The organism is Salegentibacter sediminis (assembly GCF_002078605.1).
Lineage (GTDB): Bacteria > Bacteroidota > Bacteroidia > Flavobacteriales > Flavobacteriaceae > Salegentibacter > Salegentibacter sediminis.
The window spans coordinates 108416-128596 of the sequence record NZ_MSJR01000006.1; the positions used below are offsets into that span (position 1 = coordinate 108416).

The 20181-nt window shown below is 38.5% G+C and carries 24 protein-coding genes and 1 tRNA gene; 13 read left to right on the forward strand and 12 right to left on the reverse strand.

Features of this window, described 5'->3' with window-relative positions; all coding sequences use genetic code 11:
* Positions 1 to 4: 4 nt before the first annotated feature.
* Positions 5 to 718 carry a LytR/AlgR family response regulator transcription factor gene (locus tag BUW93_RS10320; protein WP_081211624.1) on the reverse strand — a complete coding sequence of 238 codons (714 nt, stop codon included), beginning with the start codon at positions 716 to 718 and terminating at the stop codon, positions 5 to 7.
* 164 nt (positions 719 to 882) lie between these two features.
* Here BUW93_RS10320 and rpsF point away from each other — a divergent pair, with 164 nt between their 5' ends.
* From rpsF to BUW93_RS10340, 4 genes are all read left to right on the forward strand, one after another.
* Positions 883 to 1221, forward strand: a complete 339-nt coding sequence (gene rpsF / locus BUW93_RS10325; RefSeq protein ID WP_081211625.1) for a 30S ribosomal protein S6 — start codon at positions 883 to 885, stop codon at positions 1219 to 1221.
* Between the two features lie 2 nt (positions 1222 to 1223).
* Positions 1224 to 1523: a 30S ribosomal protein S18 gene (gene rpsR, locus BUW93_RS10330; RefSeq protein ID WP_013071549.1), complete on the forward strand. Its 300-nt coding sequence runs from the start codon at positions 1224 to 1226 to the stop codon at positions 1521 to 1523.
* Positions 1524 to 1536: 13 nt separating this feature from the next.
* Complete coding sequence (rplI, locus tag BUW93_RS10335; RefSeq protein WP_081211626.1) at positions 1537 to 1986, forward strand: 50S ribosomal protein L9; 450 nt, start codon at positions 1537 to 1539, stop codon at positions 1984 to 1986.
* Positions 1987 to 2137: 151 nt separating this feature from the next.
* Positions 2138 to 2608, forward strand: a complete 471-nt coding sequence (locus BUW93_RS10340; RefSeq protein WP_081211627.1) for a DUF6495 family protein — start codon at positions 2138 to 2140, stop codon at positions 2606 to 2608.
* A 15-nt stretch (positions 2609 to 2623) separates the two neighbouring features.
* On the opposite strand, the gene BUW93_RS10345 is transcribed toward BUW93_RS10340, so the two are convergent.
* Positions 2624 to 3871, reverse strand: coding sequence for an ABC transporter permease (locus BUW93_RS10345; RefSeq protein ID WP_081211628.1), 1248 nt, complete (start codon positions 3869 to 3871; stop codon positions 2624 to 2626).
* Between the two features lie 142 nt (positions 3872 to 4013).
* Between BUW93_RS10345 and hisS the strand changes: the two genes are divergently transcribed.
* Positions 4014 to 5384, forward strand: a complete 1371-nt coding sequence (gene hisS, locus BUW93_RS10350) for a histidine--tRNA ligase (RefSeq protein WP_081211629.1) — start codon at positions 4014 to 4016, stop codon at positions 5382 to 5384.
* A gap of 61 nt (positions 5385 to 5445) precedes the next feature.
* On the opposite strand, the gene BUW93_RS10355 is transcribed toward hisS, so the two are convergent.
* Complete coding sequence (locus tag BUW93_RS10355; RefSeq protein WP_081211630.1) at positions 5446 to 6399, reverse strand: aldo/keto reductase; 954 nt, start codon at positions 6397 to 6399, stop codon at positions 5446 to 5448.
* A gap of 151 nt (positions 6400 to 6550) precedes the next feature.
* Between BUW93_RS10355 and glk the strand changes: the two genes are divergently transcribed.
* On the forward strand, positions 6551 to 7627 hold the full coding sequence (gene glk / locus BUW93_RS10360) for a glucokinase (RefSeq protein ID WP_081211631.1): 1077 nt from the start codon (positions 6551 to 6553) through the stop codon (positions 7625 to 7627).
* Between the two features lie 103 nt (positions 7628 to 7730).
* Here the strand turns inward: glk and BUW93_RS10365 are convergent.
* Positions 7731 to 7804 (reverse strand) — tRNA-Met (locus BUW93_RS10365).
* A 181-nt stretch (positions 7805 to 7985) separates the two neighbouring features.
* Between BUW93_RS10365 and BUW93_RS10370 the strand changes: the two genes are divergently transcribed.
* Together BUW93_RS10370 and BUW93_RS10375 are read left to right on the forward strand one after the other, a co-directional pair.
* Positions 7986 to 8372: an START-like domain-containing protein gene (locus BUW93_RS10370; protein ID WP_081211632.1), complete on the forward strand. Its 387-nt coding sequence runs from the start codon at positions 7986 to 7988 to the stop codon at positions 8370 to 8372.
* A gap of 83 nt (positions 8373 to 8455) precedes the next feature.
* Positions 8456 to 9301: an aminotransferase class IV gene (locus tag BUW93_RS10375; RefSeq protein WP_081211633.1), complete on the forward strand. Its 846-nt coding sequence runs from the start codon at positions 8456 to 8458 to the stop codon at positions 9299 to 9301.
* On the opposite strand, the gene BUW93_RS10380 is transcribed toward BUW93_RS10375, so the two are convergent.
* The 5 genes from BUW93_RS10380 to BUW93_RS10400 all read right to left on the reverse strand — a co-directional run bounded on the left by BUW93_RS10380 (position 9298) and on the right by BUW93_RS10400 (position 13832).
* Positions 9298 to 9858 (reverse strand): YqgE/AlgH family protein, encoded by a 561-nt coding sequence (locus BUW93_RS10380; protein WP_081211721.1) that lies wholly within the window; start codon positions 9856 to 9858, stop codon positions 9298 to 9300. The genes BUW93_RS10375 and BUW93_RS10380 overlap by 4 nt on opposite strands.
* A gap of 122 nt (positions 9859 to 9980) precedes the next feature.
* On the reverse strand, positions 9981 to 10253 hold the full coding sequence (locus tag BUW93_RS10385) for an HU family DNA-binding protein (RefSeq protein WP_006990442.1): 273 nt from the start codon (positions 10251 to 10253) through the stop codon (positions 9981 to 9983).
* A 185-nt stretch (positions 10254 to 10438) separates the two neighbouring features.
* Positions 10439 to 11386 (reverse strand): methionyl-tRNA formyltransferase, encoded by a 948-nt coding sequence (gene fmt, locus BUW93_RS10390; protein WP_081211634.1) that lies wholly within the window; start codon positions 11384 to 11386, stop codon positions 10439 to 10441.
* Complete coding sequence (locus BUW93_RS10395) at positions 11386 to 13287, reverse strand: RecQ family ATP-dependent DNA helicase (protein WP_081211635.1); 1902 nt, start codon at positions 13285 to 13287, stop codon at positions 11386 to 11388. The genes fmt and BUW93_RS10395 overlap by 1 nt, the downstream gene beginning before the upstream one ends.
* 5 nt (positions 13288 to 13292) lie before the next feature.
* The gene (locus BUW93_RS10400) at positions 13293 to 13832 is read right to left on the reverse strand and encodes an AAA family ATPase (protein ID WP_081211636.1); all 540 of its coding nucleotides are present in this window, start codon (positions 13830 to 13832) and stop codon (positions 13293 to 13295) included.
* A gap of 89 nt (positions 13833 to 13921) precedes the next feature.
* Here BUW93_RS10400 and BUW93_RS10405 point away from each other — a divergent pair, with 89 nt between their 5' ends.
* The 3 genes from BUW93_RS10405 to murA all read left to right on the forward strand — a co-directional run bounded on the left by BUW93_RS10405 (position 13922) and on the right by murA (position 16274).
* Positions 13922 to 14215 (forward strand): DUF493 family protein, encoded by a 294-nt coding sequence (locus tag BUW93_RS10405; protein ID WP_081211637.1) that lies wholly within the window; start codon positions 13922 to 13924, stop codon positions 14213 to 14215.
* A 97-nt stretch (positions 14216 to 14312) separates the two neighbouring features.
* Positions 14313 to 14948: a DUF4290 domain-containing protein gene (locus BUW93_RS10410; RefSeq protein ID WP_198537007.1), complete on the forward strand. Its 636-nt coding sequence runs from the start codon at positions 14313 to 14315 to the stop codon at positions 14946 to 14948.
* Positions 14949 to 14963: 15 nt separating this feature from the next.
* A complete protein-coding gene (gene murA, locus BUW93_RS10415) occupies positions 14964 to 16274 on the forward strand; it encodes a UDP-N-acetylglucosamine 1-carboxyvinyltransferase (RefSeq protein ID WP_081211639.1) in 1311 nt (436 codons plus the stop codon).
* Between the two features lie 74 nt (positions 16275 to 16348).
* Here murA and BUW93_RS10420 read toward each other — a convergent pair whose 3' ends face one another.
* Complete coding sequence (locus BUW93_RS10420; RefSeq protein WP_081211722.1) at positions 16349 to 17809, reverse strand: nicotinate-nucleotide adenylyltransferase; 1461 nt, start codon at positions 17807 to 17809, stop codon at positions 16349 to 16351.
* A gap of 103 nt (positions 17810 to 17912) precedes the next feature.
* Between BUW93_RS10420 and BUW93_RS10425 the strand changes: the two genes are divergently transcribed.
* Together BUW93_RS10425 and BUW93_RS10430 are read left to right on the forward strand one after the other, a co-directional pair.
* Complete coding sequence (locus tag BUW93_RS10425) at positions 17913 to 18674, forward strand: MBL fold metallo-hydrolase (RefSeq protein WP_081211640.1); 762 nt, start codon at positions 17913 to 17915, stop codon at positions 18672 to 18674.
* A 1-nt stretch (position 18675) separates the two neighbouring features.
* Positions 18676 to 19173, forward strand: a complete 498-nt coding sequence (locus BUW93_RS10430) for a hypothetical protein (RefSeq protein WP_081211641.1) — start codon at positions 18676 to 18678, stop codon at positions 19171 to 19173.
* Here BUW93_RS10430 and BUW93_RS10435 read toward each other — a convergent pair.
* Together BUW93_RS10435 and BUW93_RS10440 are read right to left on the reverse strand one after the other, a co-directional pair.
* Complete coding sequence (locus tag BUW93_RS10435; RefSeq protein ID WP_081211642.1) at positions 19170 to 19826, reverse strand: alpha/beta hydrolase; 657 nt, start codon at positions 19824 to 19826, stop codon at positions 19170 to 19172. The genes BUW93_RS10430 and BUW93_RS10435 overlap by 4 nt on opposite strands.
* Positions 19826 to 20152, reverse strand: coding sequence for a DUF4870 domain-containing protein (locus tag BUW93_RS10440; RefSeq protein WP_081211643.1), 327 nt, complete (start codon positions 20150 to 20152; stop codon positions 19826 to 19828). Before BUW93_RS10440 ends, BUW93_RS10435 begins: the two co-directional genes overlap by 1 nt.
* Positions 20153 to 20181: the final 29 nt, after the last annotated feature.

Sequence of the window (20181 nt, forward strand, 5' to 3'; positions counted from 1 at the left end):
AGCTTTAATGGATTTGGCTTAATGCTTCAACCAAATCACTTTTCTTATGCCGGCTAAGTGGAAGCTGCTGTTTATCAATTTCTATATTTTTACTATTGTAACGTTCAATCTTATCAAGGTTCACAATATAAGATTTATGAGTTCGTAAAAACTTATCGTTGGGTAATTGTTCTTCGAAAGATTTCATGGTTGCCAGTACCACAAAATTTTCTTTTTCGGTTACAAACTTTACGTAGTCGCCTAAGGCCTGTATGTATTTTAATTTATTCAGAAAAACCTTTCGGTTCTTCAAATTACTTTTTACGAAAATATATTCTTCATCCTCAGGATTAACCGGTACCTGATGTTTAAGTTTATAAAGATTAATAGCCTTACTAACTGCATTATTAAAACGTTCTTTGGTAACTGGCTTATGAATGTAATCTATCGCATCATAATCAAAGGCTTTAAAAGCGTATTGGGTCTTACCGGTTACAAATATAATTTGGGGTTTATTGGGAAGGTCGTCAAGCAATTCGAAACCTGAAAGTATAGGCATTTCTATATCCAGAAAAATCAAATCGGTTTCGGTGTCCAGAAGCCCGTTTTTGGTTTCGATGGCGTTATTATACTCTGCCACCAATTTTAGGTTTGGGTGGTCCTTGATCAGCTTTACAAGAGATAATCTCTGCAAACTGGAATCATCGACAACAGCACATTTGAGTAAAATTTCTTCCACGGTCAGTTAGGTTAAGTAATAACAATATTAATGATTAAATTTATTAATTACAAGTTAAAAAGCACATTCATTAGGATTAAATGCACTTTATCTACGCAGGAAGGCTTTGAAAATAGAAATAATAATTCTACTTTTGCAGCCAATTTAATTTAAAGTAATTTTATATGAATCATTATGAAACTGTTTTCATCTTGAATCCCGTTTTATCTGATGAGCAGATAAAGGAGACAGTTCAGAAATACGAAGAATTTCTTGTTTCTAAAGGTGCCAAGATGATATCAAAAGAAGACTGGGGGCTAAGAAAACTGGCTTACCCAATCCAACACAAAAAGAGTGGTTTTTATCACTTATTCGAATTTCAGGCACCAGGTGAGGCTATCGAGCCTTTAGAACTTGCTTTCAGAAGAGATGAGCGCATGATGCGTTATCTAACCGTTAAGTTAGACAAACACGCTATTGCCTGGGCTGAAAAAAGAAGAAACCGTAAACAAGAAAAAGCGTAAGTATGGCTACCTCTATTGAACAACAAGCAAAAGGAAAAAAAGACGGGGAGATCAGATATCTTACCCCACTTAACATAGAAACTTCTAAAACCAAGAAGTATTGCCGGTTTAAAAGATCTGGAATTAAATATATAGATTATAAAGATCCGGATTTCTTAATGAGTTTCGTAAACGAGCAAGGTAAATTATTGCCTCGTCGTTTAACTGGAACTTCATTGAAATACCAAAGAAAAGTGGCTGTTGCCGTTAAACGCGCCCGTCATTTGGCACTAATGCCATACGTTGGTGATTTATTAAAATAAAAAAGGCAGTTTTATGGAATTGATACTTAAGAAAGACGTAGATAATTTAGGCTTTAAAGATGACGTGGTAGACGTGAAAAACGGATACGGGCGTAACTTTTTAATTCCTCAGGGCTTTGCACAGCTTGCAACCCCATCAGCCAAAAAAGTATTGGCTGAGACCCTGAAACAACGTGCCTATAAAGAACAAAAGCACATAGACGAAGCCAAAAAACAGGCTGAAAAACTTAACGGTTTAGACATCAAAATCACTGCCAAGGCAGGAGCTGGTGACAAATTGTTTGGGTCTATTACCAATGCCGATCTTGCCGATGCACTGGCCAAGGAAGGTGTGGAGATCGAAAAGAAATATATTAGCATCGCAGGTGGAAACATCAAGCGTTTGGGACAATATGACGCTACCTTGCGTTTTCACCGTGAGGTGATCTCAAACTTTAGCTTTGATGTAGTCTCTGAAGCTTAATCTGTTTTATTTATAAGGATAAGCCTGCTCTTTTTGAGTGGGCTTTTCTATTTTAGTGAAACCCAAATTTGACAGGGTTTATATCACGCAGCAAGTTTGCCGGTCGAACTAATCCCTAAGTACACCGCAATTTATTTAATCTTTATTGAAAATGAAGTACGCCCGCTTAACGAAGGAACAATTTGAAGAAATGCACCAGGAATTCATCAATTTCCTGGCAAGCCAATCTATAACTGCTGATGAATGGCAGGATATAAAAGCCAATAAGCCAGAATTAGCCGAGCAGGAATTGGATGTATTCAGTGATTTGGTTTGGGAAGGAGTACTAAATAAAGTAGAATACCTGGAACATTTTTCTCCCAATCAAATCTTTCTTTTTCAAATCACTGCAGCAACAATCAACCTAATCGCTATTAAAATTGAAAATGAGTTCATAGATCTTAGAACCAAAGAAGGCTATAGTTGGTTGCAGGAAAATCTTCTGGATGAATCTGTAAATATCTACACCTCTACCAAGGCAATTAGCGACGATCGCAATAAAGATATCTTTGCGCTTATTCATCAGGGAGCTAATATCACAAAGGGTGAGTTATATACCTATTTTGAAAAGGTGGTTAAATAATTTGAACAAGCTTTTTTACTCATACCTAAGTGATTCAATGGGATCCTGTTTTGCAGCCTTTGCTGCTGGATAGCTCCCGGCAAGAATAGCCACAAGTATGGTTATTGCCGTTGCCCAAAGCATAGCGACCCAGGGGGTGGTGAAATCAAACCCTGCCGCGGCCGAAACTCCAAAACCGATCAGGATTCCCAATAAAATCCCTAGGATGCCGCCTATCTGCCCAATTATAAGGGTTTCCATAAAAAATTGGGTGGCAATAGTTTTACTTTTAGCGCCCAAAGCTTTTCGAACTCCAATTTCCCGGGTTCTTTCGGTAACGCTTACAAGCATAATATTCATCAGGGCAATGGAAGAACCAAAAATGGTGATGATCGAAATGATCCAGGCAGCTATATTCAGGTAACCAGTTATAGAAAAGATTCTGTTTATTAAATCGTCACTCTTTTCAATCCCGAAATTATTTTCTTCCACTGGATTCAGTTTTCGTATATTCCTAAAAGTAAGAATAGCTTCTTCCTGAGCGGTTTCCAGAAATTCTTTATTCTCTACTTTAACGCTTAAATTATAATTTATACGAGGTTGCGTAAAGAGGGACCTGGCCATTTGAATAGGTATTAATACCCTGAGATCCTGATTATTTCCGAAGGTGGAACCTTTTGATTCCAAAACTCCAATAACCCTGAATTTTGCTCCCCGTACACTTATTGTTCTCCCAATGGGATCTGCTCCTTTAAACAATCCCTTTTCTTTTACAAAGTCGGCCCCCAGGATAGCGACATTACTATTGTTTCTTATATCAAAAACATTTAACTCACGTCCGGTTTCCGCATTAAGGCCGCTATTACTTAAAAAGTTTTCGTTGACCCCAAGAACAGAAACCTCAGGATCAGTTTTTTCATTTTCATATTTTACTTCAGCTGTTCCGGTTCCAGTGAAAGATACAGAGGTTTGTGTGTAAGGGTAATCGTAATTTTGTTCAAATTGACGAACCTCTCTGTAGCTTATTATAGGATTTATCTTTTCAGTTTCCCCGCCACCACGGCGTTGCGAGTTAAATTCATATCGCTGAATATTAAAGGTGTTTGCACCCATAGAAGCGAAATCACTACTAATAGTATTTTCCAGGGCTGCCACGGCGCTTAGAATTCCTACGAGAGCAGTAATTCCTATAGCGATTATAAGTACGGTAAGAATGGTTCTTAACAGCTGACTTTTAATAGAGTTGAAGGCAATTCTTATGTTTTCTTTTAGCAGGCCAAACATATTTTGAAATTATTATGCAAAAGATTAGACTCGATGATCGTCCAAATGTTACTTTAAAATTGAAATTTATTTGGGTTAGCTTAAAAATTAAGATATTTGCAGCCAGTACAAAATCAATTCAAGGCTTTACCAGCAAAAATTTATGGCACAAAAACCGTCTATTCCAAAAGGAACCCGGGACTTTTCTCCTGCAGAAGTAGCTAAAAGAAATTATATCTTCGGAAAAATAAAATCTCAGTTTAAAAATTTTGGGTTTCAGCCTATTGAAACCCCAAGTTTTGAAAACTCCGATACCCTTATGGGAAAATACGGAGAAGAAGGGGACAGGTTGATTTTTAAAATTCTTAATTCAGGAGATTTTTTAAAAAAAGCCGATGAAAAAACACTTCAGCAAAAAGACAGTCTCAAACTTACTCCGTCTATTAGCGAAAAGGCGCTTCGCTACGACCTAACCGTTCCTTTCGCCCGTTACGTTGTGCAGCATCAAAATGAAATTGATTTTCCATTTAAACGCTACCAGATTCAACCTGTTTGGCGTGCAGACAGGCCCCAGAAAGGTCGTTTTCGTGAATTTTTCCAATGTGATGCCGATGTAGTTGGAAGTAGATCTTTGTGGCAGGAAGTGGAGTTCGTTCAGCTTTATGATGCCGTTTTCAACTCGCTTGGATTGGAAGGAGTAACTATTAAAATAAATAACCGAAAAGTGCTATCCGGTTTTGCTGAAGTTATAGAGGAACAGGATAAACTTATAGATTTTACCGTCGCCCTGGATAAGCTCGATAAAATAGGGGAGGAAGGCGTTAAAAAGGAAATGCGCGAGAAAGGAATTGCAGAAAGCGCCCTGGATAAGATTCAACCTATTTTCAATCTCAAAGGAGGATTTGGAGAAAAAATACAGGGAATAAAAGACATCCTTGTAACTTCTGAAGTAGGAAAAGCAGGAATTGCAGAACTTGAATTTATAGAAAAAGCAGTTGCTGAAATTCCATTGAAATCGGCTAGTCTGGAGCTCGATGTCACCCTTGCTCGTGGGCTTAATTACTACACGGGGGCGATCTTTGAGGTTTCAGCTCCTGACGGCGTAAAAATGGGTTCTATTGGTGGTGGCGGCCGTTATGATGATCTCACCGGAATTTTTGGCTTGAAAGATATGAGTGGGGTGGGAATTTCTTTTGGCCTGGACAGAATATTTTTGGTTCTTGAGGAATTAGGTCTTTTTCCTGAGACGATAACGGAAAATACCAAAGCTCTTTTTATCAATTTTGGCGATGAGGAAGCACTTTACGCGCTTAAAGCGATATCAGAATTAAGACGAAAAAATATCGTTGCTGAACTTTATCCCGATGCTGCTAAAATGAACAAGCAAATGAAATATGCGAATAAGCGGGAAATTCCGTTTGTAGTTTTAGCCGGTGGTGAAGAAATGCAACAGGAGAAATTCACCCTCAAAAATATGAAGACGGGAGAACAGTACCGCGTTTCAACCGCTGAATTACTGGAGAAAATCCGGTAGTTCTCTTAAGGAATTGAAAATTAAAAGCCGAAAGTTCCTAATGTACTTTCGGCTTTTTGTTTTAATATTCTGAAGCCCTAAGAAGTCGATCCATTTCTTCTCCGCTTAAATTTAAATTGACGGCATCCTCAAAAGCATCAAGATGAGAAGATTTGGTGGCGCTGGCAATTGGTGCTGTAACTCCGGGTCTTTGCATTAGCCAACCAAGCGCAACTGCAGCCTGTGATACTTCGTGTTTTTCTGAGATCTTATCAAGGGCTGTCAAAACTTTCCTGCCACGCTCATTCAGATATTTTTCAGCAAACATCTTTCGGTCTTTACCCTCAAAATCTGAGTTTTTTCGGTATTTTCCCGTTAAGAATCCGCTGGCAAGCGCGAAATATGGAGTTACCCCTAAATTGTTTTCCCTGCAGAATCGCCTACCCCAGCTTTCAAAATTTTCGCGAGCCATAAGATTATATTCCGGTTGATAAACTTCATATTTAGGCAATTCTTTTTCTTTAGCCATATCCAGGGATTCCTGCAATCTTAAGTGAGAAAAGTTGGAGGCACCTATATGCCCGATTTTGCCCGTATTAATGAGTTCCTGGTAAGCTTCGAGTGTTTGTTCAACTGGGGTGTTACCATCATCGTAATGGGTAAAGTACAGGTCGATATAATCTGTTTGGAGTCGTTTTAAAGAATCTTCTGCCGCTTTTAACAGGTAATCCTTTGTAGTGTTTTTTGGGCCGCCTTGTTGCATACTGGAGCCTCCTTTTGTAGCGATAATAATTTTATTACGTACTCCACGGTCTTTCATCCATTTTCCGATTATTCTTTCTGAAGTTCCTGCTTCAACATTTTCTGCCCAGCGAGAGTAAACATCAGCGGTGTCTATCATATTGTAACCCTTTTCCAGCAGTTCGTCCAACATTTTAAATGATTCATCTTCGCTTAAGGTCCATCCAAAAACATTGCCTCCAAAAATTATAGGAGGAGCCTGAATATTAGTATTTCCAAGTTGTTTTCTCAGCATAGATTTAGGGTTTTAGGTGTTATCTAAAATACGATTTTTATAATATTTAACAAGGCTCTTAATTATGCCGGAAATCAAATTCTTATCTTGAATTGAGAAATACTTGCCATTAAAATCAGTAATAAATGGCTTCCTCACAACAGCATTAATTATGGATCGAATAATAACATTCAACAAAGAATCTGAAGGCTTTTATTTTCCGCTTTCGTTTCAGGGAAAGGAGACCTTCGAACAGTCCGAAGGGGTGATATTAGCTGGGGATGTTGGAGGTACTAAAACAAACCTTGCTTTATTTCAATTTGAGAAGGATTCTTTGAAACCCATAAAACAGGAGAGTTTTAAGACCAATGAATGGACTTCATTCCCGGAACTTATGTCATCTTTTCATTCAAATGAGTTGCCGGCTATAGATACTATTTGCCTTGGAGTGGCGGGACCAGTGATAGGGGGAAAGGTAGTAGGGACAAACTTTGCCTGGGAACTGGATGAAAAAGATATAGCCAGGGCGTTAAAGGTAAAGCGGGTTTCTATTATAAATGATATGGAAGCCAACGCCTATGGACTCTCTGTTCTTTCAAAAAAGAATTTCGCAGAACTTAAAAAAGGAAATTGGATTAGGGGAAATGCTGCGATAATTTCACCCGGCACAGGCCTGGGAGAGGTTGGTCTTTATTGGGATGGGTCTCATTATCATCCCTTCGCTTCAGAAGGTGGCCACAGTGATTTTTGTCAACGTTCAGAATTGGATTTTAATTTCTGGCGATTTTTGCATAAGAAATATGGCCATGTGAGTTGGGAGCGCATTATCTCGGGTCCAGGAATTGTAAATATTTATGAGTTTTTGCTGAAAAATAAGAATATCTCCGAGCCGGAAAATCTGAAGGATAAAATTAAGGAAGGAGATCCTGCGGCGGTGATTAGCCAATGTGCAAAGGAGGAGTCCTTTGAAATCTGTAAGGAAACAATGGAGCTTTTTATAGAATATTTGGCTACCGAAGCTGCTCAAATGGCTTTAAAATTCAAGGCATTGGGAGGGATATTTATTGGAGGTGGCATTTTGCCCAAGATCATCGATTTAGTAGATAAGGACGTTTTTTTACATCATTTTGTTCAATCTAACAGAATGAATCCACTTTTGGAAAAGATTCCTGTGAATGTGATCCTAAATGAAGAAAGTCCGCTTTTTGGAGCGGCTTTTTGTGCGGCCAGAAATCTTCCGGAAAAATAGTAGACAGTGATTGCCAGGAAGTTAAATTCAGCTATAACCAAACCCGAAGAGATTCTAGTATAAAATAAAAAAATCCCTTCTGATAAAGAAGGGATTTGTAGAGTAGCGAGACCGAGATTTGAACTCGGGACCTCCGGGTTATGAATCCGACGCTCTAACCAACTGAGCTACCTCGCCATAATTTTGTGATCTGCCTGCTGGCGTGCCTTTTCGGAGCATTGACTGCCCGTAAATGCGGGTGCAAATATAAAAACAATTTGGGTTGCCGCAAACATTATTTTCTAAAATATTTATTTTGTTTTCTTTTTATCTTTCCAATTAATATCTATATTGCCCGAACTAACTAATAATTCTTAAAATGGAAGAAAAGATCAAGTACGAAATGGAATTTCCAATTCAGGCTTCTCCTTCTCTATTGTATCAATACATTTCCACACCTTCGGGCTTAAGTGAATGGTATGCCGATAATGTTAATTCCCGAGGTGAGATCTTCACATTTATCTGGGAAGGTAGTGAAGAGAAAGCCAAGCTGGTAAGTAAAAAAAGCGATGAACGCGTTAAGTTCAAGTGGCTGGATGATGAGGATACTCCATATTTTTTCGAGATCAGGATTCAGGTAGATGACATCACCAAAGATGTTTCAATAATGATTACAGATTTTTCTGAAGAAGATGAAATTGATGAAGGAAAAATGCTTTGGGAGAATATGATTTCTGATTTAAAACAGGTACTAGGATCGGTTTAATAATTAAGGGATAAACATTACCTTTGCCCCCGCCATAAACGGGGGCTTTTTTTATGCTCCCCTGTGAATAATTTTAAGTTTTTATGATAAATCTAAACGGAAAGCTTGTAGAAGACCAGAATGCGAAACTTTCAGTATTTAACCGTGGACTTGCCTACGGAGACTCGGTTTTTGAAACCATTAGGGTGATAAACGGACAGGTGATGTTTTGGGAAGATCACTATTTTAGGTTAATGGCTTCCATGCGGATAATGAGAATGGAAATCCCCGCAAATTTTTCTCCCGAATATCTCGAAGAAAGAATTGGGGAGTTGTTAGAGGCTAATGATTTAAAAAATTCGCCTGCGAGAATTAGGCTTACTGTTTTTAGAAAAGGGGGTGGGTATTATACCCCCACGACCAGGGAGATAGATTATGTAATTAGCGTAGCTCCTTTAAAAGATTCCTTCTATCTTCTGAATGAGGAAGATTATGAAATTGAATTATTTAAAGATCATTATATCACCAGCGGACTTCTGGCTACCATAAAATCTAATAACCGGGCCATAAATGTTTTGGGAAGTATCTATGCTTCTGAAAATGATTATAAAAACTGCCTTCTTTTAAATGAAAAGAAAAATGTAGTGGAAGCTCTCAACGGAAACCTTTTTGTTGTGAAAGGGAAAACGATAAAAACCCCGCCCTTGAATGATGGGGCATTAAACGGAATAACCCGTAAAAAACTGCTGGAGGTTCTTAAAGATTTACCAGAGTATGAGCTGGAAGAAGTTTCTGTTTCACCATTTGAACTTCAGAAGGCAGATGAGTTATTTATAACCAATGTGGTGGTGGGTATCCAGCCCATTACCAAATACCGCAAGAAAAATTTCGATAATACGGTAGCAAGGAACTTGCTTTCAAAACTAAACGTGAAAGCCCGTTTAGGCTAATTATAAGTAGGATTCTCTGGCGCGTTAGACCATAAAAGATAATCTCCGCCAAGTTGCATCATCTTGTCTTTCCAGAAGGAGATATAGGGTCTTTCAATAACTTCGGAAGCATGTTCGTTTGTAGTGATAATCCAGGAATGTGAATTGAGTTCTTCATTAAGTTGCTCTGCTTCCCAACCTGAATAACCCAGGAAGAACCTAATCTGTTTTTCGGAAATCTTACCTTTTGCGATGAGATCTATTACCACATCAAAATCCCCGCCCCAATAAATTCCGTTGGCGATTTCAATACTTTCGGGAATCAACTCAGGCACTTTATGGATAAAGTACAGGTTATCCTGTTCTACTGGACCTCCGTTATAAATTTTGAAATTGGAATCTAATTCGGGGATAAGGTCTTTTAGATTGAAATCGAGAATTTTATTCAGGATAAAACCAACGGAACCTTTTTCAGAATGGTCGGCAAGTAAGACTACAGAGCGGTTAAATGCCACATCACCAATTATGGAAGGTTCTGCTACTAAAAGATGGCCTTTGGTTGGTTTTAAAGCTATCATAACAGGATTCTTTTTATCTAAGCTACTATTTATTTGAAAAAAATCAAACATTTAAACAAAATTTTTGCATAAAAAAAGCCTTCCGTGAGAAAGGCTTCCTAATTTCGTACTAATACAATTAATTAGTTTACAGCTTTTTGCAGGTCAGCTCCGGCTTTAAATTTAACTACGTTTTTAGCAGCAATTTTAATAGTTTTTCCGGTTTGTGGGTTTCTTCCTTCACGAGCAGCTCTTTTAGAAACTGACCAGGAGCCAAATCCTACAAGAGAAACGCGGTCTCCTTTTTTAAGTGACTTCTCAACATTTTCTAGAAAAGATTCTAAGGCTTTTTTTGCTGCTGCTTTAGAGATTCCAGCATTTTCAGCCATTGCATCGATTAAATCTGTTTTGTTCATAATTTGAATTTTAAATAAATTGTTGGTTAAACATTCTGTTAAATTGCTCTACAAATTTATATGGAATTCTTTCCCGTGCAAGTAATAACAAGGGAAAAGCCTCTTATTGTTGATAACTTTAACCTTTTGTTAATAAAGTTATGTAAGTTTTATTGATTTTTAGCTTCTTCAGTACTGGTAAGGGTTTACAGGAATTTTGCTTCTGCAGAGAAATTAAATCCGTTTAAAAGATCTTTGATCTTCATTTTTCTTTTTCCCGGAAGCTGGATTTCCTCTATTACTAAAAAACCATCTTGTAAGGCAACCTTCAGGTTTTTATCCTCTATTTTAATTTTACCCGCAGGGAGCTTATGCATCGCAGGTTCCTTATGGCAATCAAAGATCTTTACTTTTAGTTCCTCTCCATTATTTTTTAAAATGCTCCAGGCCGCCGGATAGGGATTAAGGCCGCGGATGTGATTATAAACCTTTTGCAAATTTTGAGTCCAGTCTATCCTGGTATTTTCCCGGCTTAGTTTAGGAGCTTCCTTTAAGTCAGAGCTCTTCGCTTGTGGGGTAGACTTTATTTCTCCTTCTTCAATTTGTTTTAGGGTTCTGGTAATTAATTTTGCACCGGTATGCATCAGCTTATCGTGGAGTTGGCCCATGTTTTCCTCCGGAGTGATTTCCACTTCTTCCTGCAGAATCATAGCCCCGGTATCTATTTTTTCATCTAAAAAGAAAGTAGAAACCCCCGTGGTTTTTTCTCCGTTCATTAGAGCCCAGTTAATCGGGGCAGCACCGCGATATTGAGGCAAAAGGGAAGCGTGTAGGTTAAAAGTGCCATTTTTGGGCATGGCCCAAACCTCCTTTGGAAGCATCCTAAAAGCAACGACTACCTGTACGTCAGCGTGAAGCTTTCTAAGATCTTCCAGAAAGTCTTCCGACTTAAGATTTATTGGTTGTAACAGCTTTAAATTGTTTTCTACGGCGAATTGTTTTACCGCACTTTCCTGTAATTTCCGGCCACGGCCTGCGGGTTTATCGGGAGCGGTAACGACTCCCACCACATTAAATCCTTGTCTTAAAATCTCTTCCAGGCAATGCACAGCGAATTGCGGGGTGCCCATAAAAACTATTTTCAGGTCTTTCATCAATCTTTAATTTTGTAGGTGTTTGTTTTAGTGCGATAAATTATACCTTTTTCAGCTAGAAGGCGCAAAACTTCCAAAACGTGATCTTCCGGATAATTTATATTTTGGGTTATTTCGCGGGAAGTCCTTTCTTGCTGTTTTAAAAGCGGCATAATCTCGCGGTAGATATTATTCATTTCGGTACGGGTTAAAATCCTTTTGTGTGCGGTACAAACCGAACATATTCCGCAGTCCTCCACTTCTTTTTCACCAAAATATTCCAGGAGTTGCCGGCTGCGACAAACTTTCTCATTTGCTATGTAGTCCAGAATAGATTGGATATTAGCTTCTTTACTTTTTTTCTGTTCTTTAATATAGGCTGAAAAGGGATTTATCGTGGTATCGTCTTCCCGAGGCATCCAGAAAGTAATATTGGCATCATGCTTCGCATGAGAGAAATCTGCGATTCCCTGCTGCTGAAGTTCGTTCAAAAGCCGGAGGGCTTCCTTTTCATCAGTCCCCGTTTTATCTGAAATCGTACTCAGGTTAATTCCGGTTAGATTTTCCAGAATGCCGCCATAGGTTCTTAAGATAGCCTGTACCAGCAAATTGTATTTAGGATTCTCTTCGAGAAAATACTGTAATTGTTTGCCCGAAACAATAAACTGTAATTCTGTTTTTTTATAAAATTGTTCAGAGAGTTTGAGAATTCCGCAGCGATCCAGAACCTGAAGGGCCTGGTATGTTTTTATGGTATTAAACTGATAGTGCTGACAAAACTGCCCAAAATTAAAATTGTGGTTCGTATTTTCTCCCTCCCCGTAGGCGATCCTGAAATAAGAATTTAATTTACGGTAGACCAGTTTAACATCTGTAACATCCGGGATTCCTGCAAGAAATTGGTTTTTTAAAACCGGGATGTCACTGGTATGAGTGATAATAGTTGCTACTGCAGGTTTCTCATCCCGTCCTGCCCGTCCTGCCTCCTGGAAATAACTTTCTATAGATTCAGGGAGATTCAGGTGGATTACCTGTCTAACATCGGGCTTATCTATTCCCATCCCAAAAGCAGTGGTGGCCACTATAATATTGATCTTATCATCCAGCCAGTTCTGAAGTTTTTTTTGTTTCTCTTCAAGTTTTAACCCGCCATGAAAGGTCTCTGCTTTATAATTATTTTTTTTCAGAAAATTAGTGACTTCAATCGTTGCTTTGCGACTTCTTACATAAATAATCACCGACTCCTCAGGTTTGGTTAAGAGTTGTAATAGGCGGTAGTTTTTATCTTCAGCATTTACAATATTGTAGGCTAGATTTCCCCTGAAAAAGGATTGCTTAAAAACCTCCGGGGCTTCTAAATCAAGTTGGGTTTGAATATCTTCTACCACTTTTTGAGTTGCAGTAGCAGTAAGACTCATTAAGGGCACTCCGGGTTTTAGTCTTTTAAGAATATTTACATTTCGATATGCCGGCCTGAAATCGTGACCCCATTGCGAAATACAATGTGCCTCATCTACAGCGATAAGATTAACATTCATTCGTTTAATCCTTTCCTGAACTAATTCCTGCTGAAGTCTTTCGGGAGATAGGTAAAGAAATTTATAGTTGCCGTAAATACAATTGTCTAAAGCGGCATCCAGATCCTGAAAAGAGATTCCACCGGTAAGAGCCATGGCTTTTATGCCTTTATTTTTCAATGCATTTACCTGGTCCTGCATTAGCGCGATTAAGGGCGAGACCACAATGCATATACCTTCACGATAAATCGCGGGCACCTGGAAACACACCGATTTTCCCCCGCCGGTGGGCAGAAGAGCAATAACATCTTTATTTTGCAAGGCAGCTTGAATGATTGGCCACTGCATAGGTCTGAAGGATTTATGCCCCCAGTATTTTTCTAATATGTGTGTGGCTTGCTGCAATTAGATTATTCATCAATTGAATTTAAAATAAATTCCGATCGCTCTCTTACAGGAGCTTTTGGTACCTCAACGGGAGTGTAGCCATAACTTTTGTAGGTTTCTACAAGGTAAGTTGAAATACGCCGGGACTCGTTAAAAGACTCATACCTTTCGTTATCACTAATGTAAATCTCTGGCCAGGGAGGTAAGATAAAGATTTTATCGTAAAGGTGGTTTTTACAGGCCTCCACAAACTCTGATGGATAACTGGTTCTAAAATATTCCATATAAGCCAGAACATCGGGAATTCCCCGATCTATAAATACCGTAGATGCCGGGAGCATATCGGCTTCTTTATGTTGCACAATACGCCCTTCCAGCAATTTTTCACTAAAAAGTAAAGGTTTATCTAGAAAAAGCTGGTCTATACCTTGTTTTTGGGCTTCGAGGGTAACCTGTCTGGAAATCTCGTGGAGGCATTCGTGGCCCTGGGCCTCTAACATTCGGATGATGGATGATTTACCGGTGCCGGGGCCGCCGGTTATCACAATTCTTTTTGTTTTCACCCTGCAAATTTCGTCATTTGTATCCGATTATAAAAATGTAACCAATCTATGTATCTTTGCATTTTAAATGAAGAGAAGAAAGAAAACTTATGAGCGAAAAAAATAATCCTGAAGAATTTTACGCTAAACTTAAAGTGCAGCTGCAAAATACCTCACTTTGGCCTACAGCATATCTTTATAAATTTATTGTTCCCACCGATGCAGAAAAAATAGAGAAAATAGACGGGATCTTCAATAATATGGGAGCGGTAATCACTACCAGAAAGTCCAAAAACGGCAAATACACCAGTGTTTCTATAAATGTAAAAATGAAAAACCCTGATGCCGTGATTGAAAAATATAAAGAAGTTGCCCGGAAGGTAGAGGGGGTGATTTCCCTGTAATTATTTAAAATTCTGATATCTGAATATTTCTGAATAATATTTAGTATTTTGCAGCGATTAACTTCTACAGAAAAGTATCACCTTATAAATTTCAATTTTGACACACGCATTAGAATATAACTCTGAAAGGAGCCATCTCATTATTCCTGAATACGGCAGGCATTTACAAAAAATGGTAGATTACGCTGTAAATATTCAGAATGATGAAGAACGCAATAAAGTAGCAAAATCTATTATTGCCGTGATGGGTAATATGAATCCTCATTTAAGAGATGTATCCGACTTTCAGCATAAACTTTGGGACCAGTTATTTATTATTAGTGATTTTAAACTTGATGTAGAATCTCCCTTTCCCAAGCCAACCCGCGAAATGTTGGCAGAGCGTCCCGAAATGCTTAAATATCCTCAAAACTTCCCCAAATATCGTTTCTACGGAAACAATATTAAACGAATGATCGATGAGGCAAAAAAATATGAAGAAGGACCCTTAAAGGAGGCATTGGTTTATACTATTGCCAATCATATGAAAAAGTCTTTTCTCAACTGGAATCGTGACTCGGTAGATGACCAGGTAATCTTTGATCATCTTAAGGAACTTAGCAATGGTGAGATTAACCTCAAAAACGCCGATGAAGACCTTAGCGAGGCTTCTAATTTATTGCGCAATAAGAAAAAACACAGCAAAGGCCCTTCTAAGAAATCTAACCGTGGTAAAGGCCGCAAACGCTATTAAAATCTTTTAATTTTTATGGGAACTTTCCAGATTGAAGGAGGACATCGTTTAAAAGGAGATATCCAGCCGCAAGGCGCAAAAAACGAAGCTCTTCAAATTCTTTGTGCTGTATTGTTAACCTCAGAAGAGGTGACGATTCACAATATTCCAGATATTCTTGATGTAAACAAACTTATTCAACTTCTTAGAAATCTTGGCGTTAAGGTCAATAAAATTAGTAAAGGAAGTTATACTTTTAAAAGTGATGAGCTAAACCTGGATTATTTAAGGAGTGAGCAATTTAAAATTGACGGCAGTGGCTTACGAGGATCGATTATGATCGTGGGCCCGCTACTCGCGCGCTTTGGTAAAGGCTTTATCCCTAAGCCCGGAGGCGATAAAATTGGTCGTCGCCGCCTGGACACCCATTTTGAGGGCTTTATAAAATTGGGTGCAGAATTCAGATATAATAAAGAAGAACGTTTTTATGGAGTTGAAGCTCCTAACGGCCTTAAAGGTAGTTTTATGCTTCTGGAAGAGGCATCGGTTACAGGAACTGCTAATATTGTTATGGCCGCGGTTTTAGCCAAAGGGAAAACAACTATTTATAATGCTGCTTGCGAACCCTACCTTCAGCAATTATGCAAAATGCTGAATTCAATGGGCGCAAATATTAAGGGTGTAGGTTCTAATTTGCTTGAAATTGAGGGTGTGATGCGTCTGAAAGGCTGTGAACACACCATCCTTCCTGATATGATTGAAATAGGCTCCTGGATTGGAATGGCTGCAATGACCCAAAGCGAGATCACCATTAAAAATGTAAGATGGGATATGCTGGGCTTAATTCCAACCACCTTTAGAAAATTAGGAATCACTATTGAACAAAAAGGAGATGACATCTATATTCCTGCTCATACAAATGGGTATGAAGTACAAAGTTTTATTGATGGGTCTATCATGAACATCAGCGATGCTCCCTGGCCAGGCTTCACGCCCGATTTATTAAGTATCCTGCTGGTGGTGGCAACCCAGGCAAGAGGAAGCGTGCTCATTCATCAGAAGATGTTTGAAAGCCGACTTTTCTTTGTCGATAAACTTATTGATATGGGGGCAAAGATTATTCTTTGTGATCCGCACAGGGCAACCGTAATAGGCCATGATTTTAAATCGCAGTTAAAAGCTACCACGATGAGTTCACCTGATATCAGGGCCGGAATTTCCCTGTTGATTGCTGCCCTTTCGGCTAAGGGAGTGTCCCACATTCATAATATTGAACAAATAGACCGTGGCTACGAAAATATTGACGAACGTCTAAAAACTATTGGAGCGAAGATCACACGAACCTAAGTTTAAAATTCAATAAATAAAAAAGGCTGTTTTCTATTGAGAACAGCCTTTTTCATTACTTATATTTTTCTGGTCTAAGCTTCAGTTTCTGCCTTTTCCTTACTTTCTTTATAATGAAAGAGATTTTGCTCTTTGATCATTTGGGTAGTTTTTTCAGGCAGCATTTCTTCCCAACCTTCTTTTCCTTCAGTGATCATTTGTAATACTTCTCTGGAAAAAATATCAAGAATTTCAGGGTTATAATTTTTAATATCCTCTACACGGCCATTGTATTTGAAGAACTTATAAAGTTCTTTCATTCTTGGGTGTACTTTCAAATTATCACTGGTGGTGATTTCACCGGTTTCGGCATCTTTAAACGGATAAAGGTAGACCTTCAGATCTTTGAAGAACAGCTTACCAAAAGCCTCCAGGATCCCACCGCTTAAATGGCGATAGTATTTCTCATCGAATACATCTACCAGATTATTAACTCCCATCGTTAGTCCCATGCGTTGTTTTGAATATCTCGAGAAATATTCGACTACGCGATAATATTCCTGGAAGTTAGAGATCATTACGGTTTGTCCCAAAGAGCACAGCAGTTTAGCCCTATCCATAAAGTCTTCCTCATCTATCTCTCCTTCGGCCCGAAGGTTAGAAAGCGTAATTTCGAAGATCACTTCAGTATTTTCCTTTTCTACTTTATTCTCCTTAAGAAACATTTCCAGGGATTTCTCATACATATCCATATTTACCTTGGTCACCGGACGAAAACTTCCGCGCAGGGCCAAAATATTCTTTTTGTAAAGTACGGCGGCTGGAAGCACGTTATTACCATCGGGAGAAAACATTACGGCCTCGGTCATCCCGTTCTTAACCAACTGGAGACTCATCAAGCGGTTGTCTACATTTTTAAAACGCGGACCGCTAAAGTTGATCGTATCGATCTCGATTTGGTCTTTATCGATATGATCGTAGAGGTAACGCAGTAACTTTTTAGGATTATCATATTTATAATATGCCCCATAGATAAGGTTCACCCCAAGAATTCCCAGGGTATTTTGCTGATGGCGGGCGTCATTTTCATGAAACCTTATATGAAGGCTAATTTCATTATAATCTTCATCGGGCTTTACCTGATATTTAATACCAATCCAACCGTGACCTTTGTATTTTTTCGCAAAATCTATAGTGGCAACGGTATTAGCATAACTAAAGAAAAGTTTATTGGGGTGTTTTTCCCTGGAGATACGGTCTTCAATAAGGTTGATCTCGTGAGACAACATTTTTTTCAGTCTGGCTTCAGTCACATACCGCTTGTCTTCTTCTATTCCATAAATGGAGTCACTAAAGTCTTTATCGTATGCGCTCATTGCCTTGGCAATGGTTCCGGAAGCACCGCCGGCACGAAAAAAGTTTCTTACAGTTTCCTGTCCTGCACCAATTTCAGAAAATGTTCCGTAGATATTTTCATTCAAATTAATGCGAAGGGCCTTGCTTTTTATAGAAGGAACATTTTCAAATTCCTTGTCACCCATTATGGTTATTGGCATAATTTTTCTTTTAAATTTCCTGTTTTTTTGTGAAATCAAAGGTACTAAATCGTTAAAGTAAACAAAAAAATTATATTTACTTTTGTGAGCAAAATCATCTTTCTTGGAAGTCACATTTTTAGGTACAGGTACGTCTCAGGGAATTCCAATAATTGGAAGCAGTCATCCGGTTTGTTTAAGCAAGAATCCAAAGGATAAACGCCTTCGGGTATCGGTTTTGGTAAAGTGGGAAGGATATAATATTCTTATCGACTGCGGCCCCGATTTTAGAGCTCAAATGCTGAATAATAATGTTCAAAGACTTGATGCCATTCTCTATACCCACGAGCATAACGACCATACCGCCGGTTTGGATGATATTCGTCCTTTTTTCTTTCGGCAGGGGGATATCCCGGTATTTGCTCATAAAAGAGTGCTAAAATGTATGAGGAAGCGTTTTGATTATATTTTTGAAACCGAAAATAAATATCCCGGTGCCCCTGGTGTTATTGAGAATGAAATTGAGAATAAGCCGTTTTATTTTAAAGAACTCGAAATAGTTCCTGTTGATTTTCTTCATAACCGTTTACAGGTTTTTGGATTTAGAATGAAGGATTTCGCTTATCTAACCGATCTTAAATCGATTGAAGAAAAAGAAATGGATAAGCTTAGGGATTTAAAAGTACTGGTAGTAAACGCGCTTAGGATTGAGCCACACCATTCTCATCTAAATCTTGAAGAAGCGCTGGAATTTATTGATAAATTAAAGCCCGAAAGAGCTTATCTCACCCATATAAGCCATCTGCTTGGTTTTCACGATGAAGTGCAGGAACAATTGCCGGAGAATGTTTTTCTGGCCTATGACAATCTAAAAATCACTATTTAACATGCGGAATAAAATATTATTGTACCTGTTTATATTCAGTGTACTTTTTACCATATTCATCTATGTAAACGATAAAAGAATTCTGGACTCCCTTGAGGAAGATCAGGCAAAACGGGAGCTTATCATAGAAGAATTGGAAACAGAGAATGAAATGCTTAAGGCTGAAAATGCTAAACTCCGGTATTTTTCTCTGAAAGAAAACGAGGATGCTATTACTTATTTTGAGAATATGGGCATAAATCCAAATGAAGTAATCGCAAAAATAGAGGATGAATTGATAAGCCGAAACCTTGCCGATGCCGATAATGAGCTGGTACCCTATGACGGCATGGAGGGGGAAATGCGTATCAATAAAATAAATGTTTTAAACCATAAATGGATCATCGCCGATTTTACCGATGGCACTTATTGGGGAGAGGTTTTCTTTAGTTACGAAGTGGATAAAGATGGGCAGATCACTTTTAACCGGGAGAAATCTTTTCTCTATCCTTTAAATTAGATCCTTTTTTCAAGCCAGGATTTAAATTCGAAAAAATTTTGAGGAGCTACCCCGTGACCAACAGGAAATTCTGAATACTGATTTTTTATTCCTAGTTTATCTAAAAATGGTTTGTTTTGTCGTGCCCACTGTACAGGTATTACCTGATCTTGCGAGCCGTGTGAACAATAAAAATCCAGGTTTGAAAAATCATTATTTTCATAACCGGTTTTCAATATCCCCTGATTGATATAACCACTAAGTGCGATTATATTTTTAACTTTTTCCGGGTAGGAGAGGGCCACCGCATAGCTGAGAATGGTACCCTGGCTAAAGCCCAGTAAGCTCACATTGTTTTTATCTACCTTATATTCCTCTACTGCTTCATCTATAAAATTAGCGATCCTGTCACGCGATTCAATCGCCTGCTTATCGTCGCTGAATTTCCCGTCCGTATTATCCCAATGTATAGCATACCAGGCATTTCCATAAGCTTGCATAGGGTAGGGAGCCCGTACCGAAAGAATTAGTAATTCCCCGGGCAATTCTTCAGCAAAAGAAAAAAGATCCTTTTCATCGCTTCCATATCCGTGAAGCATAATAAGTAAGGGAGTATCTTTTGAAACAGTAGCAGGTTTGCGAACCAGGTGATGTAGAGAAAGTGATGTTTGCATTAATTTATAGTACTAAACCATTTTTGATAATAATGCCCAAGAATAGGAACTTCTTTTTGTTCCTCCTGGATTGCAGTTACAAGTCCGTAGATACCTAAAACAGCAATAAAAATGTAGAATGCTGAAGAAACCAGCCAACTGTCGAAAAGGCCCACGAGAACGCCCAGGACATAAAAGGTAATATGAATTCCCAGGGCCTGTCGTATATGAAAAGCGGCAAAAGTATTCTTAGTGTCAGAATTCATAAAATAGGCTATTATAGTACCTATAATGGTTATATAAGCTACAATAGCTGCGGTTTTACCTTCTTCAGCGATGGTTTTCATCTTTGGGATTATTTATTTTTACAAAGGTA

Coding starts and splice junctions, on each gene's coding strand:
- rpsF (WP_081211625.1), top strand. CDS start 883: ATGAATCATTATGAAACTGTTTTCATCTTGAATCCCGTTTTATCTGAT.
- rpsR (WP_013071549.1), top strand. CDS start 1,224: ATGGCTACCTCTATTGAACAACAAGCAAAAGGAAAAAAAGACGGGGAG.
- rplI (WP_081211626.1), top strand. CDS start 1,537: ATGGAATTGATACTTAAGAAAGACGTAGATAATTTAGGCTTTAAAGAT.
- BUW93_RS10340 (WP_081211627.1), top strand. CDS start 2,138: ATGAAGTACGCCCGCTTAACGAAGGAACAATTTGAAGAAATGCACCAG.
- BUW93_RS10345 (WP_081211628.1), bottom strand. CDS start 3,871: ATGTTTGGCCTGCTAAAAGAAAACATAAGAATTGCCTTCAACTCTATT.
- hisS (WP_081211629.1), top strand. CDS start 4,014: ATGGCACAAAAACCGTCTATTCCAAAAGGAACCCGGGACTTTTCTCCT.
- BUW93_RS10355 (WP_081211630.1), bottom strand. CDS start 6,399: ATGCTGAGAAAACAACTTGGAAATACTAATATTCAGGCTCCTCCTATA.
- glk (WP_081211631.1), top strand. CDS start 6,551: ATGGATCGAATAATAACATTCAACAAAGAATCTGAAGGCTTTTATTTT.
- BUW93_RS10370 (WP_081211632.1), top strand. CDS start 7,986: ATGGAAGAAAAGATCAAGTACGAAATGGAATTTCCAATTCAGGCTTCT.
- BUW93_RS10375 (WP_081211633.1), top strand. CDS start 8,456: ATGATAAATCTAAACGGAAAGCTTGTAGAAGACCAGAATGCGAAACTT.
- BUW93_RS10380 (WP_081211721.1), bottom strand. CDS start 9,858: ATGATAGCTTTAAAACCAACCAAAGGCCATCTTTTAGTAGCAGAACCT.
- BUW93_RS10385 (WP_006990442.1), bottom strand. CDS start 10,253: ATGAACAAAACAGATTTAATCGATGCAATGGCTGAAAATGCTGGAATC.
- fmt (WP_081211634.1), bottom strand. CDS start 11,386: ATGAAAGACCTGAAAATAGTTTTTATGGGCACCCCGCAATTCGCTGTG.
- BUW93_RS10405 (WP_081211637.1), top strand. CDS start 13,922: ATGAGCGAAAAAAATAATCCTGAAGAATTTTACGCTAAACTTAAAGTG.
- murA (WP_081211639.1), top strand. CDS start 14,964: ATGGGAACTTTCCAGATTGAAGGAGGACATCGTTTAAAAGGAGATATC.
- BUW93_RS10420 (WP_081211722.1), bottom strand. CDS start 17,809: ATGCCAATAACCATAATGGGTGACAAGGAATTTGAAAATGTTCCTTCT.
- BUW93_RS10430 (WP_081211641.1), top strand. CDS start 18,676: ATGCGGAATAAAATATTATTGTACCTGTTTATATTCAGTGTACTTTTT.
- BUW93_RS10435 (WP_081211642.1), bottom strand. CDS start 19,826: ATGCAAACATCACTTTCTCTACATCACCTGGTTCGCAAACCTGCTACT.
- BUW93_RS10440 (WP_081211643.1), bottom strand. CDS start 20,152: ATGAAAACCATCGCTGAAGAAGGTAAAACCGCAGCTATTGTAGCTTAT.